Here is an 18,159-nt window from a genome sequence, read left to right on the forward strand (position 1 = left end):
ACGGCGGCGTCTAGCGCGTCTCGTCGTCGCGCGTTTTCCACCGCATCAGCTGGCGCAACATGCCGTGCAGCATCTGCACATCCGCGCGGGTGAGCGGCATGCGGCTCCACATGTTCCGCAGGTTGGTCCGCATCGACTGCGCCTTGTGGTCCGGGAAGAAGAACCCGGCCTCCTCCATGCGGTCCTGATAATGGTTGGCCAGATGCTCGATCTCGACGGCGTCGGCCCAGACGGTCCCCGCCATCTCGACGGTCTCGTGGGTGATCTCTGCCGTTGCGCGCATCCACTCATAGGCCACAAGCAGGACGCATTGCGCGAGGTTCAGGGATGGAAACGTCGGATTGACGGGAACCGAGATGATGGCATTGGCCCGCGCGATATCCTCGTTTTCCAGCCCCGCGCGTTCCGGGCCGAAGAGCACCGCAACCCGCTGGCCGTCGGCGATTTTCGCGGCGGCCTGTCGCATCGCCTCTTCGGGGCTCACGACCGGCTTGGTAAGATCCCGCGACCGGGCGGTGGTCGCATAGACAAAGGTGCAGTCGTTGATGGCACCCGCCAGATCATCCGTCAGGCGCGCCTCGTCCAGCAGCCGCCCGGCCCCGCTGGCCATCGCCACTGCGTTCTGGTTCGGCCAGCCGTCCCGCGGGGCGACGATCCGCATCCGGTCCAACCCGAAATTCCACATCGCGCGCGCCGCAGCCCCGATGTTTTCACCCATCTGCGGGCGTACCAGGACAAAGGCGGGAGTGGTTGGCAGCTCGATGGGATCGCTCATGGTGGCCTCTTACGGTCGAACCGCGGCGCCCGCAAGCCGCAGCAGCCAGCGGGAGCAACCTGCTGCATAGAAGTTTTCATTCCCAATGAGTTCCGCTACATGCTCGGAAAAAGACTTCGAGAGGACAGCTCATGGACACGCCCGAGCGCCCCCAGCTTTATCTGATCACGCCGCCGGAGATCGAATTGAGCAGCTTTCCCGATCGGCTGGCATCGGTGCTCGATGCGCAGCCCGTCGCTTGCGTGCGGCTGGATCTGGCGACACGCGACGAAGATCGGATCGCGCGGGCCGCCGATGGGCTGCGCGAGGTGACCCATGCGCGCGATATCGCCCTGGTGCTGACCGATCACACGCTGATGTCCGAGCGGTTGGGCCTCGATGGCGTGCACCTGACCGATGCTGCGCGGTCGGTGCGCGCAACGCGCAAGGCCCTGGGCCCCGACGCCATCGTGGGCAGCTTCTGTGGGGCCTCCCGGCACGATGGTATGACGGCGGGTGAGGCCGGTGCCGATTATGTCAGCTTCGGCCCGGTGCGCGCCTCGAATCTCGACGATGGCAGCTTTGCCGAGTCCGCGCTCTTTCAGTGGTGGTCCGAGATGATCGAAGTACCCGTGGTTGCGGAAGGCGGGCTCGATGCGGCAACCGTCGCTCAGTTGGCCCCCTTCACGGATTTCTTCGGGATTGGCGGTGAGATCTGGGACAGTGACGATCCGGTGGGGGCACTTGCCGCCCTGACAGCGGCACTGGGCTGAGCCTCAGAGAAACACCCGCTCGACGAACCAGAAGGCACCCACGGCAGCGATCACGCAGGACGCGGGAACCGCGATGCGCCCCCGGTACCAGGCCTTGCGGCTGAACCAGCCGACCAGCAGGAAGGCGATGGCGATGACCGTCAGCTGGCCGATCTCGACCCCGATATTGAAACCGATCAGCGCCGGAATGAACTGGCCTTCGGGCAGGCCGAACTCACCCAGCACCGAGGCGAACCCCAGCCCATGGAGCAGGCCAAACCCGAAGATGACGGCCGGGCGCCAGGGATTGAGGCCCGAGGTAAAGACGTTCTCGACCGCGACATAGACAATCGAGGCGGCAATCAGCGGCTCAACGATGCTGCCCGGGATGTTCACCCATCCCAGCGCACCCAGCGCCAGCGTGACGGTATGCGCGAGTGTAAACGCGCTGACCTGCCAGATCAGCGGCGCCAGCCGTGTGCTGAGGAAGAAGAGGCCCAGGACGAACAGGATATGGTCCAGCCCCTTGGGCAGGATGTGGTCAAAACCCACCGGTATGTAGGCGCCGAAGGTCTGCCAGCCACTGGCCGCAGCGCCGCCTGCGAGGGGGATCGCCGGGCTGCGCTCGCCACCACTCAGAAAGCCGGTGTAGGGCGCCTCGACCCCTTGCTGGCGGAGTACCAGCGCGCCGGCACCCGTGGGCCAGGTCAGCGTGATCTCGGCTGCGCCTTCGGGCAGCGCCGCGGTCAGGCGCAGCGTCGAGATCCGCGGCAGATCAGCGCCGAGATCAGCGGGGATGTCGAGCCCGCTTTGCTCCAGAACCAGCGCGTCGCCCGCGCTCAGCAGCGGCAGGGCGTTCCACCCGGTGATGAGCTGCGGCACCCGGGCGGCCAGCTGCTCGGGCGCGCGTGCGCGCAAATCCGTGTACGCGGGCCCCGCATCATCGTCGTTTGTGTTTTCCACCGCATCGAGGTCGACACCCGACAGAAACGCCTCGAGATTGATGCGCAGATCGAGCGTCACCACGCCGCCATCTGTCACGGCCAGATCTGCAATGGTCGGCTCCAGCTCATGGGCATGCCCCCGGCCCCCGGCGATCCAGAGGCAGGCGGTTGACAAAGCCGCCAGAAACAACAGCTTCCGAAAGAGGGTCGAAAAGGGAGAGGTCATGCGGGTCTCACGAAATGCGGTGTTTGCGCTCTTGCTAGCGGCTCAGCCCGGGTTTGGCCATGAGTTTTGGATCGACCCCGAGGACTATACGGTCGCGCCAGGGGCGGCGCTGACGGCACATCTGCGCAACGGCGAGGACTTCAAGGGCATCACCCTCGCGTGGTTCGAAAACCGCTTCACCCGGTTCGAGCTGGTGCTGGGGGACAGCGTCATTCCCGTGCAGGGGCGTGCGGGTGACACCCCGGCCCTCGCCACCACTGCGCCGGAAGCGGAGGGTCTGTTGGTTGTCCTGCATGAAACCGCGCCCTCGCAGCTGACCTACAAGGAGTGGCCGAAGTTTCTGAAGTTCGCGGCGCACAAGGATTTCCCCAACGCAGCCGCCGATCATGAAGCCGCCGGTTGGCCCAAGGAGGGCTTCCGCGAGAGTTATACGCGCCACGCAAAATCGCTGATCGCCATCGGCAGCGGCGCGGGCGAAGACCGGGCCTTTGGTCTGGCGACAGAATTCGTGGCGCTGAGCAACCCGTACGAGCCTGCGTTTGACGGCGAGATGCGGGTCCGTGTGCTCTATGACGGCGCGCCGCGCGCGGATGCACAGGTCGAAGTCTTCGAGCGCGCGCCCGAAGGCGCGGTGACGGTCAGCCTGACGCGCACTGACAGCGAGGGCGAGGCCAGCGTGCCGGTCAAGCCCGGCCACAGCTACCTCTTCGATGCCGTGGTCCTGCGCCCCAGCCCCGAGGCGGGCATGGAAGACCGCGCGCCGGTCTGGGAGACGCTTTGGGCTGCGCTGACCTTCTCGGTCCCCGAGTGAGACGCCCTTGAACACGGGCGCGTTCCCGGCCACAAGACCTGCATGACGGCAACACCTGACATCTTATGCATCGGATCGGTTCTCTGGGACGTGATCGGCCGCTCCGCCAGCGTGATGCGGCAAGGCTCGGACGTGCCCGGGCGGATCACGCGCATTCCCGGCGGGGTCGCCATGAATATCGCAATGACGCTGGTGCGCTTCGGGTTCACGCCTGCCTTGCTCACATCGGTCGGGCGCGACGCGGAAGGCGACGAACTGGTCGCCGCCTGTGCCGCGCGCGGCATGATCACCGACACGATCTATCGCTCGGACGATCTGCCCACCGATGTCTACATGGCGGTCGAGGGGGCCAACGGGCTGATCGCTGCCATCGCTGATGCGCATTCGCTTGAGGCCGCCGGGGCCAAGATCCTTGGCCCGCTCTCCGACGGGCGTCTGGCGTCGGCCGAGACACCCTATGATGGGCTCGTGGCACTTGATGGTAACCTCACGCTCGATCTGCTGAGCGAGATTGCCCACAGCCCGCTCTTTGCCAGCGCCGATCTGCGTGTGGCCCCGGCGTCGCCCGGCAAGGCCGAGCGGCTGATCCCGTTTCTGACCGAAGGCCGCGGCACGCTCTATGTGAACCTCGAAGAGGCCGGCCTGCTCTGCAAGCGCAGCTTTCGCGAGTCGCGTGAAGCGGCCGAAGGCCTGCTGAACCGGGGCGCGAAGCGGGTGGTGGTGACCGACGGCGGCTCGGATGCGACCGACGGCCGCCAGGACGGTCTTCTGACCCAAACGCCGCCGCAAGTGCTGGTGACCCGTGTGACGGGCGCCGGCGACACCTTCATGGCCGCGCATATCGCCGCGGGGGCCGATGGCGCAACACCCGAAGACGCGCTCAACCGTGCCTTGCAGGCCGCCGCCACTTACGTTTCCGGAGAGACCGCCCTATGACCGCCCTGCCCCTTCAGCGTTCGGCCGAGGTTGCGGCCGCCGTGGCGACCTCCAGACCGGTGGTCGCGCTCGAAAGCACCATCATCACCCATGGGATGCCCTTTCCGCAGAACCTCGAGGTTGCGCGGCATGTGGAAGATGACATTCGCGGTGGTGGCGCCACACCGGCGACCATCGCGGTGATCGACGGGACGTTGCACATCGGTCTCGATGATGTGCAGCTGGAGCGGCTCGCGCAGGCGAAATCGGTGGCCAAGCTGTCGCGGGCGGATCTCGCGGCCTGCATGGCCACGGGTGGCACCGGTGCAACCACCGTGGCCGCCACCATGATCGCCGCGCATCTGGCGGGCATCGAGATCTTCGCGACCGGCGGGATCGGCGGCGTGCACCGCGGCGCCGAGAACAGCTTTGACGTCTCCGCCGACCTCATGGAACTTGCGCAGACCCCGGTGACGGTGGTGGCCGCTGGCGCGAAGGCGATCCTTGACGTGGACAAGACGCTGGAGGTGCTGGAGACCCAAGGCGTGCCGGTCATCGCCGTCGGTCAGGACAGCTTTCCCGCCTTCTGGAGCGCGCAGTCCCCTCTTGCGGCCCCTTTGCGCATGGACACGGCGGCCGAGATCGCGCGGGCGCACCACATGCGCGGGCAGCTGCACCTGCCCGGCGGCCAACTCGTGGCCCACCCGATCCCGGCGGCGGAGGAGATCCCCGCAGACGATCTTGCGCCGATCATCGCACAGGCCCAGGCGGACGCGGATCGCCATGGCATAAAGGGCAAGGCGGTGACGCCCTACCTGCTGCAGCGGATCTTCGAGCTGACAGATGGCCGGTCGCTGACGGCAAATATCGCCCTGGTGCGCAACAATGCGCGATTTGCAGCCGAGATTGCATCGGAATTGGCCAAGATATCCCGCGGCGCGGGAAGTTGAGCCTGCCCCCGCCGCAAATCCATTGTGCCACCCGCCCAATGCACATAACTACGGGGGGCGTCAGTTAGAGAAGCGTTATGAATACCCCGTTTGACCCCGAACCGCCCGCGGCCCGCCGCAGTCTGATTTCCTGGTTACGCGCCTCTTTCCTGACCGGCCTTGTGGTTATCGCACCGGTGGGCCTGACCATCTGGCTGATCTGGTCCGTGGTGGGCTGGATCGACGGGTTTGTGCTCCCGCTCGTGCCGGGCCCCTACCAGCCGGATCGCCTGTTGCAGGATTGGCTTGGGCTCGATCCCGCGACGCAGGTCAACATCCGCGGCATCGGGGTGGTCATCTTTCTCGTCTTCACGGTGGTCGTCGGCTGGATGGCCAAGGGGATCATCGGTCGGTCGCTGATCCGCTATGGCGAAAGCCTGGTCGAACGCACGCCGGTCGTGCGCACGATCTATTCCGGCATCAAGCAGATCTCGGAGACGGTCTTCGCGCAATCGGAACGCTCCTTCGAAAAGGCCTGCCTGATCGAGTATCCTCGCCGCGGCATCTGGGCCATCGGCTTCATCTCGACCACCACGAAAGGCGAGATCGCAGCACGCGGCAACAGCGGTGCCCCGATGGTCAGCGTCTTCGTCCCGACAACGCCTAACCCGACCTCCGGCTTTCTGCTGTTCTTCCCCGCCGATGACGTGATCGAGCTCGACATGACCGTAGAGGATGCCGCCAAGCTCGTGATCTCCGCCGGGCTGGTTTATCCCAATGGCAAGGACCCGACGCAGCCGCCGCAGGTCCGATAACCTATTGGAACATGTCCACCAGATCGACCGAACTGCGTTTGTTCAGGTCGTTCTTGTGATGCGTGAGGAAGGTATCGGCCGCGCGCTGCCCTGCCTCCTTGAGGCGTGAGAGGGTAAAGGGCGTGGGCACAAGTTTGGTCGCCACCGAAAGCTCGTTCATCAGCGCGTCATCGGCCACCATATGGATCAGCACGCGGCTCTTCTGCTCGGTCGAGAGTGTCCCGCGATCCAGCAGCCGCTGCACGAATTCGATGGCGCGGAGCTCACGCAGCAGCGAGGAATTGAAGCTGATCTCGTTGATCCGGTTCTGGATCGCCTGGGCCGTGCGCGGCAGCTCGGTCCGCTCCAGCGGGTTGATATTGATGATCAGGATGTCATCGGGCAGCGAGGGGTTGAAGAGCGGAAAGAGCGCCGGGTTGCCGGTATAGCCGCCGTCCCAGAAGGCCTCGGTGAGACCGGTCTCGGCATCCTCCACCTCGACCGCCTGGAAGATGGTTGGCAGACAGGCTGAGGCGAGAATCGCCTCGGTGCTGATCTCGCTATCCTTGAACACGCGCACCTTGCCGTTGCGCACCCGTGTTGCACAGATGAAGAGGCACGGCCCCTTGCCGTTCTCTTCATGCACCGCCTCGAAGTCGAACTGTTCCACGATGTCGCGCAGCGGATTGCGATAGAGAGGGCCGTAGGCATAGGGCGAAACGGCGCGCGACCAGGCATCCGCCGCTATCACGGGCCAGGAGTATTCCAGCGCCTGACTGAAATCGCCCAGCGAAAACGGCAGCATCCAGGCCGGGATCTGCAGATCCGGCCGTGCGCCCACCTCCCGCCAAAGCCAGTCCAGCCGGTCGCGCGCGCCCTGCCGGCCCCCTTCGATCATGCCAGCCTTGAGCGCGGCCCCATTCAGCGTGCCCGCCGAGGTGCCCGAGATCGCCGCGATATGGATATCCTCCTCACAGAGGATCCGGTCGAGCACGCCCCAGGTGAAGGCGCCATGTGCGCCGCCGCCCTGCAAGGCCAGATTGATCCGTTTGACCGCCATCGCACCTCTCCTGTCCAGTTTCTTCTGGCCAAAAATATCCCCGCCGGAGGCAAGACACCGTCAAAGAGCCGTCCAGCCACCATCGACGCTGATCGTTGTGCCGGTGATCTGTGCCGCCGCGTCCGAGCATAGGAACGTCGCCGTCCCACCCATCTGCTCGACCGTTGCGAACTCCTTGGAGGGCTGGCGTGTCAGCATCACGTTCTCAATCACCTCTTCGCGGCTCATGTCGTATTCCTTCATCGTATCGGGGATCTGCTTTTCGACGATGGGTGTGAGCACATAGCCCGGGCAGATGGCGTTGGCGGTGATCGGCTCCTTCGCCGTCTCCAGTGCGGTGGTCTTGGTGAGCCCGACGATACCGTGCTTGGCCGCGATATAGGCGGATTTGTAGGGCGAGGCGGTCAACCCATGGGCGGAGGCGATGTTCACGACGCGCCCCCATCCAGCGCTGCGCATCATCGGCAGGGCGGCCGCGGTGGTGTGAAAGGCGGAGCTGAGGTTGATTGCGATGATCGCATCCCATTTCTCGACCGGAAATTCGGGGATCGCGGCCACATGCTGGATGCCCGCATTGTTCACCAGGATGTCACAGCGCCCCGCCGTCTCGATCAGCTGGCGGCACTGATCCCCGTTCGACATATCGGCCTGGATGTAGCGCGCGGCGGTGCCTGTCGTCTCCGAGATCTCGCGCGCCAGCGCGTGGTCTTCATCGGCGTCGGTGAAGGAGTTCAGCACGACATCGGCGCCCGCCTTGGCCAGCTCCCACGCGATGCCGAGGCCAATGCCCGAATTCGACCCGGTGATGACGGCGGTCTTGCCCGCCAGCGAAATCTCGAATGCCATGTGAAGACCCTTCCCAGTGACGCAAATTGCTGCATTGCACGCATCATGCAATGCTGCGTCTGCAAAGGAAACGCCTTTCACCCCGTCGGTTGAGATTGCGCCGAAAGCGCACAACCCAGTGCTGAAATGCGCGGAGAGTTGCTTTGACCAAAAAAAACGCCTGCACGAGGCAGGCGTTAAGTTATTGAGGCAGGTTTCATACAGGCAAGAAACCTATCGAGCAGTGACTTTGTTATAAGCAATCTCGCGCCTGAGGCCAAGCTAAAAGTTTGATAAGACGTAAATACCTCAGTAGTCTGAGCCCCAAGAAAACAAGGGCAGCAGGAGATTGTCTCCGAAATGGGTAATGTTTTTTTCCGCCCGCTTTCGCGGTTTGCAGCGGTCGCAGCAGCGATTCTCTGGTGGCAGCCGGTGCTGGCAGAGCCGTCGCATGGGATATCTATGTATGGCACCCCGGCTCTCCCACCTGATTTTGTGTCTCTGCCCTACGCCAACCCCGATGCGCCCAAGGGCGGCAGCATCGCTTTGGGCAACTCCGGCGGTTTCGACAGCCTCAACCCGTTCATCCGCAAGGGCACCGTGCCCTGGCAGTTGCGGTTTTTGACCCATGAGAGCCTGATGGGCCGCTCCTGGGACGAGCCCTTCACGCTCTACGGGCTGCTGGCCGAATCGGTCGAGGTGCCGGACGACCGGTCCTGGGTGGAATTCACGCTGCGGGAAGAGGCGCGGTTTTCCGACGGCACCCCGGTGACCGTCGACGATGTGATCTTCAGCTACGAGCTGCTCGGCACCGAAGGTCACCCGCGTTATCTCGGCCTCGCCCAGCAGATCGAGAGCATCACCCAGACCGGGCCGCGCAGCCTGCGGATCGCCTTCAACACCGACAATCGCGAGCTTGCGCTGCTGGCAGGGATGCGCCCGATCCTCAGCCGCGCACAATGGGAAGGTCGCGATTTCACGAATGCCGAGCTGGCGGATGTGCCCTTGGGCACCGGGCCTTATGTGGTCAGCGATTATGAGGCAGGGCGCTTCGTGCAGCTCTCCCGCAACCCGGATTACTGGGGTGCGGATCTGCCCTTTCGCCGCGGCACCTTCAACTTCGACGAGATAAGGCTCGATTTCTATGGGGACACTTCGGTGCTGTTCGAGGCGTTCAAGGGCGGGCAGCTCTCGGCCTTGCGCGAATTCAACGCCGAAAAGTGGCAGACGCAGTATGACTTTCCCGCCGTTGAACGCGGTGAGGTGGTCAAATCCGAACTGCCGCATGAACAGCCCTCCGGCATCACCGGCTTTGTGATGAACACCCGCAAGCCGCCCTTTGACGACTGGCGCTTACGCGAGGCGATGATCCAGGCGTTCAACTTCGAATACATCAACGACACGCTCACGGGGGGCGCACAGCCGCGCATCACCTCCTATTTTTCCAATTCCAGACTGGCCATGCATCCGGGCCCGGCCGATGCGGCGGTCACGGCGCTTCTTGAGCCTTACGCCGAGGACCTGCCGCCGGGAACGCTCGAGGGGTATGAGCTGCCCGTCACCGACGGCTCGCTGCGCAATCGCAGGGGCATCCGCGCGGCTCTGAAGCTGTTGGACGAGGCCGGCTGGCACCCCGAGGACGGGGTGATGCGCAACGCCTCCGGTGCGCCGCTTCAATTCACGGTGCTCCTGGAGCAGAGCAACACCGAAGCACTGGCGATCGCCGATCTCTACCTCGGCGCCCTGAAGAGGCTGGGCGTCGATGCGCGCGTCGAGACCACCGACAGCGCGCAATTCACCGAGCGTGAGACGGCCTTCGATTTCGACATGACCTATATGCGGCGCGCCGTCTCCCTCTCTCCGGGCAATGAGCAGCGGTTCTACTGGGGCTCGGAAGCGGCCGAGCAACCCGGCTCGCGCAACCTGATGGGCGTGGCCTCACCCGCCGTCGATGGGATGATCGACGCGATGCTCTCCGCCCGCAGTGAAGAGGAGTTCAACACCGCCGTGCGCGCGCTCGACCGGGTGCTGACCGCCGGGCGCTATGTGATCCCCTTCTGGCAATACACCGATGGGCGGATCGCACATATCCGCGAGATGAAGTATCCCGACTACCTGCCGATCTATGGCGACGGGCCGGAGTATATGCCTCAGGTCTGGTGGTACGAGCCCTCCTGAGCGGCGTCAGACCAGCGACGTCACCCAGAGGATATTGGCGTCTTCCTCGCTGACGGAGACGACGTTGTGGCCCATGGTCGCATCATAATAGGCGCTGTCGCCCCGGCGCATCTCAACGGGTTCGTAGAACTCCGTATAGAGCCGGATTACGCCGGTGAGCACATAGAGGAACTCCTCGCCGTCGTGCCGGACCCAGCCGTCGAATTCTTCCATCTTCCGCGCACGCACCCGTGCGCGATACGGCAGCATCTGTTTCTTGGTCAGCGTCTCGGCCAGCAACTCGTGCTCATAGGTCACGGTGGCCTGCGCCGTGCCCTGGCCCGACTTGGTCACCACCATGCGCCCGTTCACCTGCCCCGCGCGCGGCGGCGTGAAAAGCTGCGGGATCGAGATCTCGAGGCCCACCGCGAGCTTCTTCAGCGCGTCATAGGTCGGCGACATCTGCCCGTTCTCGATCTTGCTCAGCGTCGAGCGTGCAAGACCCGCCTGACTTGCCGCCTGCTCCAGCGTCCAGTCGCGCGCCTTGCGCAGCTCGCGGACGCGCTGGCCGAGATCGACGGGCGCGCCCTCTTCCGAGGTTCCGCTTTCTCTGGCGATCTTGATCAGGGTTTTCGGGTCAGCGCTGGTCATGGCAAAGCTATAGGGCCAAGTGCCCGCGCTTGCAACGCGCAGGGGCGCAGGATAGCACCCGACCATGATCTCCGTCTTCGATGAGGGGGCGCCTCCACCCTGCCCCACCCCCTTCAACCTGGCCGATTATGTTCTGGCGGCCGGACGGCGCCGACCGGAGCGGGACGCGCTGCTTGTGGTGGGCCCGGATAACACCGAACGGTGGTCGTTCGCCGCCTTGGAACGTGCGGTTCTCGGCACCGCCTCGGGGCTTTTGTCTCTGGGCCTGCGCCCCGGCGACCGGGTCTTGATGCGGCTCGGAAATACCGTCGATTTCCCGCTTGCCTATCTGGGCGCGCTCGCGGTGGGGCTGGTGCCGGTGCCGACCTCCGCCGCGCTGACCGAGCCCGAGACGCAGCAGATCCTTACCCAGATTGCGCCGTCTGCGGTGTTGCGTGATCCGGCGGTGGCCTCTGCGGCGCATGACCTGACCGTCGATCTCGACAGGCTGCGCGGGTTCCGCGACCTGCCGCCCGCCGATTACCAGCAGGGCGATCCCGAGCAGCTGGCCTATGTCGTCTTCACCTCCGGCACCTCCGGTCGCCCGCGCGCGGTGGCCCATGCGCACCGGGCGATCTGGGCACGGCGGATGATGTTCGACGGCTGGTACGGCCTTCAGCCCGACGACCGTCTGTTGCATGCCGGCGCTTTCAATTGGACCTACACGCTCGGCACCGGGCTGATGGACCCTTGGACCGTGGGCGCGGCGGCGCTGATCCCCGCGCAGGGCACGGCCCCCGACGCGCTGCCCGATCTTCTGGCGCGCCACAAGGCCACCCTCTTTGCGGCCTCGCCCGGCGTTTACCGGCAGGTCCTGAAGGCAGAGCGCTGGCCATCGCTGCCCACCCTGCGGCATGGGCTGAGCGCGGGCGAGACGCTCTCGGATGCGCTTGCGGCACGCTGGCGCGCTGCCACGGGGACCGAAATCTATGAGGCATTCGGCATGTCGGAATGCTCGACTTTCATCTCGGGCGCGCCCGGGCAGAGCCAACCCGCCGGCACGCTCGGCCGCCCGCAGCAGGGCCGCCGCATCGCCCTGCTCGGCCCCGATGGGCCCGTCCCGATCGGCGTGGAAGGGACGATTGCCGTGCATCGGTCCGATCCGGGCCTCATGCTGGGCTACCTCGGTGCCGCGGCCGAGACGGCCGCTCGGATGCAGGGAGAGTGGTTCCTCACCGGCGATCACGCCACCATGACGGCGGAGGGAGACATCGCCTACCTCGGCCGGACCGACGACATGATGAACGCAGGCGGCGTCCGTGTCTCGCCCATCGAGGTCGAAGCGGTGCTCGCGCAGGCGCCCGGCATCGCTAGCGTCGCCGTGACCGATGTGCAGCTGAAAGCGGATGTGCGGGTGATCACGGCCTTCTACACCGCTGCCGCTGCACTGGACGAAGCGGAGCTGCGCTCATATGTCAGGGAGAGGCTGGCGCACTACAAGCAACCGCGCCTCTATATTCATGTGCCCGAGCTGCCCTTGGGCGCCAACGGAAAAATTCGGCGGCGCGCGCTGCAAGCAAGCTTCGAAGGACAGCTATGACCACTCCGATCAAACTCGACATCATGTCCGACCCGATCTGCCCCTGGTGCTATATCGGCAAGACCCATCTGGACAAGGCGCTGGCCGATCACCCCGAACATCCGTTCCAGATCGAATGGCATCCGTTCCAGCTGAACCCCGAGATGCCGGCCGAGGGCATGGACCGGCGCGCCTATCTCGAGGGCAAGTTCGGCGGCAAGGAAGGGGCTGTGCGTGCCTATGCGCCGGTTGTGGAGCACGCGGAAGCGGCAGGTCTCACGATCGATTTCGAAGGGATGCAGCGCACACCCAACACGCTGGATGCGCATCGGCTCATTCACTGGGCCGGTATCGAGAACCGGCAGACGGCGGCTGTCGAGGCGCTCTTCCAGGCCTATTTCGTCGAGGCGCGCGACATCGGCGATCACGATGTTCTGGCTGACATCGCCGACGGCATCGGCATGGATGCCGCTGTCGTCCGCAAGCTCTTGCAGTCAGACGCCGATGCCGCGGACATTCGCGCCCGCGACGCGCATTCCCGCGAGATGGGCGTGACCTCTGTTCCCACCTTCATCGTGGCGGGGCAGCACGCCGTTCCCGGCGCGCAACCGCCCGAACTTTGGGCAAAAGTGATCCAGGAGTTGACCATGGATGGGCCTGGAGCCGCGCACGCGTGAATGTGTGAATTTGTGAGATTGTCTGCCCTACAACTGTGGGTTACACCAACCGCACCGTAGCCGTCCGGACCGGCGCTGCGGGGTGGGGAGTGTTTGACGTGTCACAGTCGGCATCGCAGCCCGTCATGGGACGGGTCGAGTTCATCGCTTTGATGGCAATGATGTTTGCCACGATCGCGTTTTCGATTGATGCCATGCTGCCCGCGCTGCCCGATATCGCCCGCGAGCTGACGCCCGAGGAGCCGACGCGCGCCCCTCTGATCATGACCGCTTTCGTGCTCGGCATGGGGCTCGGCACCTTCTTCGCCGGCCCTTTGTCGGATGCTCTGGGACGCCGGAGCGTCATGCTCTGCGGGGCGACACTCTACATCGCCGCCTCGGCGGTTGCCTGGGCAAGCTCCTCCTTTGAGGTGGTGCTGGCCGCGCGGATCGTGCAGGGCATCGGGGCCGCGGGCCCCCGCGTGGTCTCTATCGCGGTGATCCGCGACCTCTATGCGGGCCGCGAAATGGCCAAGATCGTCTCCATCGTCATGATGATCTTCACCCTGGTGCCCGGTTTTGCCCCCACGCTGGGCTATCTGATCATGTTGGAATACGGCTGGCGGGGGATCTTCGCAGCCTTCATCGTTTTCTCGGTCATCACGGTTCTGTGGTTGGGTCTGCGCCTGCCCGAAACCCTGGCACCCGAGAACCGCAGGCCGTTGCGGCCACGGCTGATGATCAGCGCGGTCGGCGAGATGTTTGCCCATCCGATCGTGCGCCTGTCGATCATCGTCCAGACCCTCTGCATGTCGATCCTGTTCACCGTTCTGATGATGATCCAGCCGGTCTATGAGCATATCTACGACAAGCAGGACACCTTCCACTTCTGGTTTGGCGGCATTGCGCTTGTCTCGGCCATTGCGAGCTTTCTGAACGCGATGCTGGTTGTGCGTCTGGGCATGCGGCGGCTGATCACCATGGCGCTGGCGGTGCAGATCGTGCTGTCGCTCACCGTGATCCTGCACGAAGGCGCCCAGGGTATGACCGCCTTTGCCATTTTCGCGCTGTGGCAGGCCTATGTCTTCTTCCAGGCGGGCCTGACCATCGGCAACCTCAACGCCATCGCGATGGAGCCCATGGGCCATATCGCGGGCATGGCCGCGAGCGTGATTGGTGCCGTCTCGACCGTGCTGGCCGCGGCGATTGCCTCGCCCATCGGCCTGTTGTTTGACGGCACGATCCGCCCGCTGGTCGGTGCCGTCTTCGTGCTGGCGTTTCTCGCCTTCATTGTGATGCGCTACATGGGCCGGGTGGAGGCGCGTTTGCCCGCAGAGTGAGGGACGCCGCCTTGACGCCTCCTTAGATAATCGCCGTGACCCTTCAGGCGCGGGCGATTGGGACAGCGAAAGAGATCGAGCCCCACAGCGGACAGCCCGAGAGCGGCGTCCTGAAATATCTGAAACGCTCCCGCCCAAGATCGTAGGCCTGCCCCGACCCTCGGTTGGGGGTGAAGCCCCCTCCCGCGGGGAGGGTCGGGGGCTGGCCTGCGATGCCGGCTCAGAACAGTGGGCGGCAATGTCGTTCAGATTTTCAGGAGACCGCCTAACCTGCCTTGGCGCGCCGTGACTTCTTCTGGGCCACGACCTTCTCGGCCAGGTCGCGTGCGATGGCGAATGCGCCTTTTATCTTGTCCGCGTCCGCCTTCCAGTCGCGGCGCACGACGATCTTGTTGTCCTTCACCTTGGCCAGCCCGCGCTGGTCCTGGATGAACGCAACCAACCCTTCGGGCGAGGCGAATTTATCGTTGTGGAACTGGATCGTGGCGCCCTTGGGCCCGCCATCGAGCTTGGCGATCCCGGCCTTCTTGCACATGGCCTTGATCCGCACGACCAGCATCAGCGTGTTCACCTCCTTCGGCAGCTTGCCGAAGCGGTCGATGAGCTCGGCGGCAAAGCCTTCCAGCTCCACCTTGGTGCTAAGGCTGCTGAGGCGACGGTACAGCCCCAGCCGCACGTCCAGATCGGGCACGTAGTCGTCCGGGATCAGCACCGGGACACCCAGATTGATCTGTGGGGCCCATTGCTCGTCCGCATCCGAGAGCCCCTCCATCTCGCCCGCGCGGATCTTGGCGATCGCCTCTTCCAGCATCGACTGGTACAGCTCAAACCCCACATCGCGCATCTGGCCCGACTGCTCTTCGCCCAAGAGATTGCCTGCTCCGCGAATGTCCAGATCCTGACTTGCCAGCGTGAAACCCGCCCCCAGCGTGTCGAGGCTGGAGAGCACGCGCAGGCGTTTTTCGGCTGTCTGGGTGAGCTTGGCGCGCGGTTTGGTTGTCAGATAGGCATAGGCGCGGGTCTTCGAGCGCCCGACGCGGCCCCGGATCTGGTAAAGCTGTGCAAGGCCGAACATATCCGCGCGATGCACCACCATGGTGTTGGCCGTGGGAATATCGAGGCCCGATTCCACGATGGTTGTGGCCAGCAGCACATCGTATTTGCCGTCGTAGAAGGCGTTCATCCGGTCGTCGAGCTGGCCCGCTGCCATCTGGCCATGCGCCACCACGTAGGTGAGCTCCGGCAACTGTTCCTTCAGGAACTCCTCAATCTCCGGCAGGTCCGAAATGCGCGGCACCACATAGAACGACTGCCCACCGCGATAATGCTCGCGCAGCAGGGCTTCGCGCAGGGTGACCGCATCGAACTCGCTCACATAGGTGCGGATCGCCAGGCGGTCGACCGGCGGTGTGCCGATGATGCTGAGATCGCGCACGCCCGTGAGGCTCAGTTGCAGGGTCCGCGGGATCGGCGTCGCGGTCAGCGTCAGCACATGGATGTCGCTGCGCAGCTGTTTCAGCCGCTCCTTGTGCGTCACACCGAAATGCTGCTCTTCGTCGATCACCAGCAACCCGAGGTTCTGGAACCGGATGCCCTTGGCCAGCAGCGCATGGGTCCCGATGACGATGTCCACCGTGCCGCGGCTCAGCCCGTCGCGGGTGGCATTGGCCTCCTTGGTCGAGACGAAACGGCTGAGCTGGTGGACATTGACCGGAAAGCCACGGAAGCGCTCGGCAAAGCTCTTGTAATGCTGCCGTGCGAGCAGCGTCGTAGGGGCGATCACGGCCACCTGTACGCCGGACATGGCCGCGACGAAAGCCGCGCGCATGGCCACTTCGGTCTTGCCAAAGCCCACATCGCCGCACACCAGCCGGTCCATCGGGGTGCCGGAGGTCAGATCGGCAATGACCTCTTCGATGGCGCGCAGCTGATCGTCCGTCTCCTCGTACGGGAAACGCGCGGCGAAGGCATCCCACATGCCCGGCGGCGGTTCGAGCACCGGCGCCTTGCGCAAGGCGCGCTCGGCGGCCACGCGAATGAGCTTGTCGGCGATCTCGCGGATGCGCTCCTTCAGCCGTGCCTTCTTGGCCTGCCAGGCCCCGCCGCCCAAGCGGTCCAGCAACCCCTCTTCATGACCGTATTTCGACAGAAGCTCGATGTTCTCGACTGGCAGGTAGAGCTTCGAGCCTTCGGCATACTCCAGCAGAAGACATTCATGCGCGGCCCCGGCGGCGGTGATGACCTCAAGCCCTGCGTAACGCCCGATGCCGTGATCCACATGCACGATCAGATCGCCGGGGCTGAGCGACTGGGCCTCGGTCAGGAAATTCTCGGCCCGGCGCTTGCGTTTGGGGCTGCGGATGAGCCGGTCTCCCAGAACGTCTTGCTCGGACACGACAGTGATCCGAGCATCTCCCGCCTTATGGCCCCAAGGCCCCTCAAACCCATGCTCAAGCGCCCAGACCGCCAGGTGAAGGCCACGCTTTCCGATCCGCGTGGCGTTCGGAACCGGGATCGCCTCGGCGAGCCCTTCGTCTTCGATCAACCCCGTCAGGCGGTCGCGCGCGCCTTCCGAGTAACTCGCAATGACAACCGGACCTGCCTCAAGCTTTGCCTTAACATGTGTTGCCAAGGCACCAAAAAGGCTCAGAGATTCCTGCTGGCGTTCGGGTGCAAAGTTGCGCCCGAGCCGCGCGCCCGCATCCGTCACGCCAAGGCCGGTCGGCTGTGGCAGGACCGCCAGTTGCAGCACGCGGCGTCCGGCGGTCGCGGCGTGCCAGGCAGCGTCATCGAGATAGAGCGCCTCGGGCCGACAGGGCTTGTAGACGCTGTCCATCTTGGACCGGTTCGCCATCGCCAGGCGACGGGTCTCATATTGGTCGGCAACGCTCTCCCACCGAGCGAGACGCGCGGGTGTCACCTGATCGTCGAGCGTGATCACCGCGCCCGGCAGATAGTCGAACAGCGTCTCCAGCGCCTCATGGAAGAACGGCAGCCAGTGCTCGGCCCCCTGATGCTTCCGCCCCGCGCTTACCGCCTCATAGAGAGGGTCGTCGGTGCCGGCTGCGCCGAACTCGATCCGGTAGGTCTGGCGAAAGCGGCGAATAGCTGGCTCGTCTAGAATGACCTCCGAGACCGGGGCGAGATCCACCTGGTCGAGCGTTTCGGTGGTCCGCTGGGTGGCCGCGTCGAAGCGGCGGGCGCCGTCCAGCACATCGCCGAAGAAATCGAGCCGCACAGGCCCCAGATCGCCGGGCGGGAAGATGTCGATGATGCCGCCGCGGATCGCATAATCGCCCGGCTCCGTCACGGTGGGGCTTTGAACAAACCCCATGCGAACCAGGAAGTTACGCAGCGCTGCCTCGTCGATGCGATCGCCCACGCGCGCGGAGAACGCGGCCTCGGCCAGGGTCGCGCGGGCCGGCAGGCGCTGTGTTGCGGCATTGAGTGTCGTCAGCAGGATGAACTTCGGCGGCATGCCATGCACCAGCCCGGCAAGCGTGGCCATGCGCTGCGCCGAGATATCGGCGTTGGGCGAGACGCGGTCATAGGGCAGGCAATCCCAGCCCGGGAAGGTGATCACCGGCATATCCGGCGCAAAGAACCGCAGGGCCGCGCGCATCGCGGCGAGCCGCTTGTCATCCCGCGCGACATGCAGGATCGGCGCATCCTGCGACTCAAGCTCCTGCAACAGGACGCGAGCGTCGTAACCCTCGGGAACGCCGGAAACGGTGATATGGGATGGATCGGCCATGGGCTGTTTCAATTGGGGTTTGAGCGCGGGCTG

The 18,159-nt window shown here is 64.8% G+C and carries 16 protein-coding genes; 10 read left to right on the forward strand and 6 right to left on the reverse strand.

All coding sequences use genetic code 11. The features are described 5' to 3' along the window. Positions 1-10: 10 nt before the first annotated feature. The gene (locus tag MUB52_RS05620; RefSeq protein ID WP_263843225.1) at positions 11-775 is read right to left on the reverse strand and encodes an RNA methyltransferase; all 765 of its coding nucleotides are present in this window, start codon (positions 773-775) and stop codon (positions 11-13) included. Positions 776-906: 131 nt separating this feature from the next. On the opposite strand from MUB52_RS05620, the gene MUB52_RS05625 reads away from it, so the two are divergent. Further along, on the forward strand, positions 907-1,527 hold the full coding sequence (locus MUB52_RS05625; RefSeq protein WP_263843226.1) for a thiamine phosphate synthase: 621 nt from the start codon (positions 907-909) through the stop codon (positions 1,525-1,527). A 3-nt stretch (positions 1,528-1,530) separates the two neighbouring features. On the opposite strand, the gene MUB52_RS05630 is transcribed toward MUB52_RS05625, so the two are convergent. Next, entirely contained in the window at positions 1,531-2,676 is a 1,146-nt protein-coding gene (locus tag MUB52_RS05630; RefSeq protein ID WP_263843227.1) for a HupE/UreJ family protein, read from the reverse strand. On the opposite strand from MUB52_RS05630, the gene MUB52_RS05635 reads away from it, so the two are divergent. The 4 genes from MUB52_RS05635 to MUB52_RS05650 all read left to right on the forward strand — a co-directional run bounded on the left by MUB52_RS05635 (position 2,675) and on the right by MUB52_RS05650 (position 6,146). Further along, positions 2,675-3,487, forward strand: coding sequence for a DUF4198 domain-containing protein (locus tag MUB52_RS05635; RefSeq protein ID WP_263843228.1), 813 nt, complete (start codon positions 2,675-2,677; stop codon positions 3,485-3,487). The genes MUB52_RS05630 and MUB52_RS05635 overlap by 2 nt on opposite strands. Positions 3,488-3,529: 42 nt before the next feature. Beyond that, positions 3,530-4,423 carry a PfkB family carbohydrate kinase gene (locus tag MUB52_RS05640; protein WP_263843229.1) on the forward strand — a complete coding sequence of 298 codons (894 nt, stop codon included), beginning with the start codon at positions 3,530-3,532 and terminating at the stop codon, positions 4,421-4,423. Next, complete coding sequence (locus MUB52_RS05645) at positions 4,420-5,352, forward strand: pseudouridine-5'-phosphate glycosidase (RefSeq protein ID WP_263843230.1); 933 nt, start codon at positions 4,420-4,422, stop codon at positions 5,350-5,352. The genes MUB52_RS05640 and MUB52_RS05645 overlap by 4 nt, the downstream gene beginning before the upstream one ends. A 77-nt stretch (positions 5,353-5,429) precedes the next feature. Continuing rightward, positions 5,430-6,146, forward strand: a complete 717-nt coding sequence (locus tag MUB52_RS05650; RefSeq protein ID WP_263843231.1) for a DUF502 domain-containing protein — start codon at positions 5,430-5,432, stop codon at positions 6,144-6,146. A 1-nt stretch (position 6,147) separates the two neighbouring features. Here the strand turns inward: MUB52_RS05650 and MUB52_RS05655 are convergent, their stop codons facing one another. Next, a complete protein-coding gene (locus MUB52_RS05655) occupies positions 6,148-7,185 on the reverse strand; it encodes a patatin-like phospholipase family protein (protein ID WP_263843232.1) in 1,038 nt (345 codons plus the stop codon). A gap of 60 nt (positions 7,186-7,245) precedes the next feature. After that, positions 7,246-8,031 (reverse strand): 3-hydroxybutyrate dehydrogenase, encoded by a 786-nt coding sequence (locus tag MUB52_RS05660; RefSeq protein ID WP_318527402.1) that lies wholly within the window; start codon positions 8,029-8,031, stop codon positions 7,246-7,248. 339 nt (positions 8,032-8,370) lie between these two features. Between MUB52_RS05660 and MUB52_RS05665 the strand changes: the two genes are divergently transcribed. Further along, a complete protein-coding gene (locus MUB52_RS05665; protein ID WP_404818190.1) occupies positions 8,371-10,188 on the forward strand; it encodes an extracellular solute-binding protein in 1,818 nt (605 codons plus the stop codon). Positions 10,189-10,194: 6 nt separating this feature from the next. On the opposite strand, the gene MUB52_RS05670 is transcribed toward MUB52_RS05665, so the two are convergent. Continuing rightward, entirely contained in the window at positions 10,195-10,818 is a 624-nt protein-coding gene (locus MUB52_RS05670; protein WP_263843233.1) for a helix-turn-helix domain-containing protein, read from the reverse strand. A gap of 64 nt (positions 10,819-10,882) precedes the next feature. Between MUB52_RS05670 and MUB52_RS05675 the strand changes: the two genes are divergently transcribed. The 4 genes from MUB52_RS05675 to MUB52_RS05685 all read left to right on the forward strand — a co-directional run bounded on the left by MUB52_RS05675 (position 10,883) and on the right by MUB52_RS05685 (position 14,372). Continuing rightward, complete coding sequence (locus MUB52_RS05675; protein ID WP_263843234.1) at positions 10,883-12,397, forward strand: class I adenylate-forming enzyme family protein; 1,515 nt, start codon at positions 10,883-10,885, stop codon at positions 12,395-12,397. After that, positions 12,394-13,053, forward strand: a complete 660-nt coding sequence (locus MUB52_RS05680; protein ID WP_263843235.1) for a DsbA family oxidoreductase — start codon at positions 12,394-12,396, stop codon at positions 13,051-13,053. The genes MUB52_RS05675 and MUB52_RS05680 overlap by 4 nt, the downstream gene beginning before the upstream one ends. A gap of 93 nt (positions 13,054-13,146) precedes the next feature. Beyond that, positions 13,147-13,206 (forward strand): hypothetical protein, encoded by a 60-nt coding sequence (locus MUB52_RS24055; RefSeq protein WP_404818198.1) that lies wholly within the window; start codon positions 13,147-13,149, stop codon positions 13,204-13,206. Next, the gene (locus MUB52_RS05685) at positions 13,206-14,372 is read left to right on the forward strand and encodes a multidrug effflux MFS transporter (protein ID WP_404818199.1); all 1,167 of its coding nucleotides are present in this window, start codon (positions 13,206-13,208) and stop codon (positions 14,370-14,372) included. The genes MUB52_RS24055 and MUB52_RS05685 overlap by 1 nt, the downstream gene beginning before the upstream one ends. 265 nt (positions 14,373-14,637) lie before the next feature. On the opposite strand, the gene mfd is transcribed toward MUB52_RS05685, so the two are convergent. Beyond that, positions 14,638-18,126 (reverse strand): transcription-repair coupling factor, encoded by a 3,489-nt coding sequence (mfd, locus tag MUB52_RS05690; RefSeq protein WP_263843236.1) that lies wholly within the window; start codon positions 18,124-18,126, stop codon positions 14,638-14,640. Between the last annotated feature and the right edge of the window lie 33 nt (positions 18,127-18,159).

The organism is Roseobacter sinensis, from assembly GCF_025755255.1.
GTDB classification, from domain to species: Bacteria; Pseudomonadota; Alphaproteobacteria; order Rhodobacterales; family Rhodobacteraceae; genus Roseobacter; species Roseobacter sinensis.

Coding starts and splice junctions, on each gene's coding strand:
- MUB52_RS05620 (WP_263843225.1), bottom strand. CDS start 775: ATGAGCGATCCCATCGAGCTGCCAACCACTCCCGCCTTTGTCCTGGTA.
- MUB52_RS05625 (WP_263843226.1), top strand. CDS start 907: ATGGACACGCCCGAGCGCCCCCAGCTTTATCTGATCACGCCGCCGGAG.
- MUB52_RS05635 (WP_263843228.1), top strand. CDS start 2,675: ATGCGGGTCTCACGAAATGCGGTGTTTGCGCTCTTGCTAGCGGCTCAG.
- MUB52_RS05630 (WP_263843227.1), bottom strand. CDS start 2,676: ATGACCTCTCCCTTTTCGACCCTCTTTCGGAAGCTGTTGTTTCTGGCG.
- MUB52_RS05640 (WP_263843229.1), top strand. CDS start 3,530: ATGACGGCAACACCTGACATCTTATGCATCGGATCGGTTCTCTGGGAC.
- MUB52_RS05645 (WP_263843230.1), top strand. CDS start 4,420: ATGACCGCCCTGCCCCTTCAGCGTTCGGCCGAGGTTGCGGCCGCCGTG.
- MUB52_RS05650 (WP_263843231.1), top strand. CDS start 5,430: ATGAATACCCCGTTTGACCCCGAACCGCCCGCGGCCCGCCGCAGTCTG.
- MUB52_RS05655 (WP_263843232.1), bottom strand. CDS start 7,185: ATGGCGGTCAAACGGATCAATCTGGCCTTGCAGGGCGGCGGCGCACAT.
- MUB52_RS05660 (WP_318527402.1), bottom strand. CDS start 8,031: ATGGCATTCGAGATTTCGCTGGCGGGCAAGACCGCCGTCATCACCGGG.
- MUB52_RS05665 (WP_404818190.1), top strand. CDS start 8,371: ATGGGTAATGTTTTTTTCCGCCCGCTTTCGCGGTTTGCAGCGGTCGCA.
- MUB52_RS05670 (WP_263843233.1), bottom strand. CDS start 10,818: ATGACCAGCGCTGACCCGAAAACCCTGATCAAGATCGCCAGAGAAAGC.
- MUB52_RS05675 (WP_263843234.1), top strand. CDS start 10,883: ATGATCTCCGTCTTCGATGAGGGGGCGCCTCCACCCTGCCCCACCCCC.
- MUB52_RS05680 (WP_263843235.1), top strand. CDS start 12,394: ATGACCACTCCGATCAAACTCGACATCATGTCCGACCCGATCTGCCCC.
- MUB52_RS05685 (WP_404818199.1), top strand. CDS start 13,206: ATGGCAATGATGTTTGCCACGATCGCGTTTTCGATTGATGCCATGCTG.
- mfd (WP_263843236.1), bottom strand. CDS start 18,126: ATGGCCGATCCATCCCATATCACCGTTTCCGGCGTTCCCGAGGGTTAC.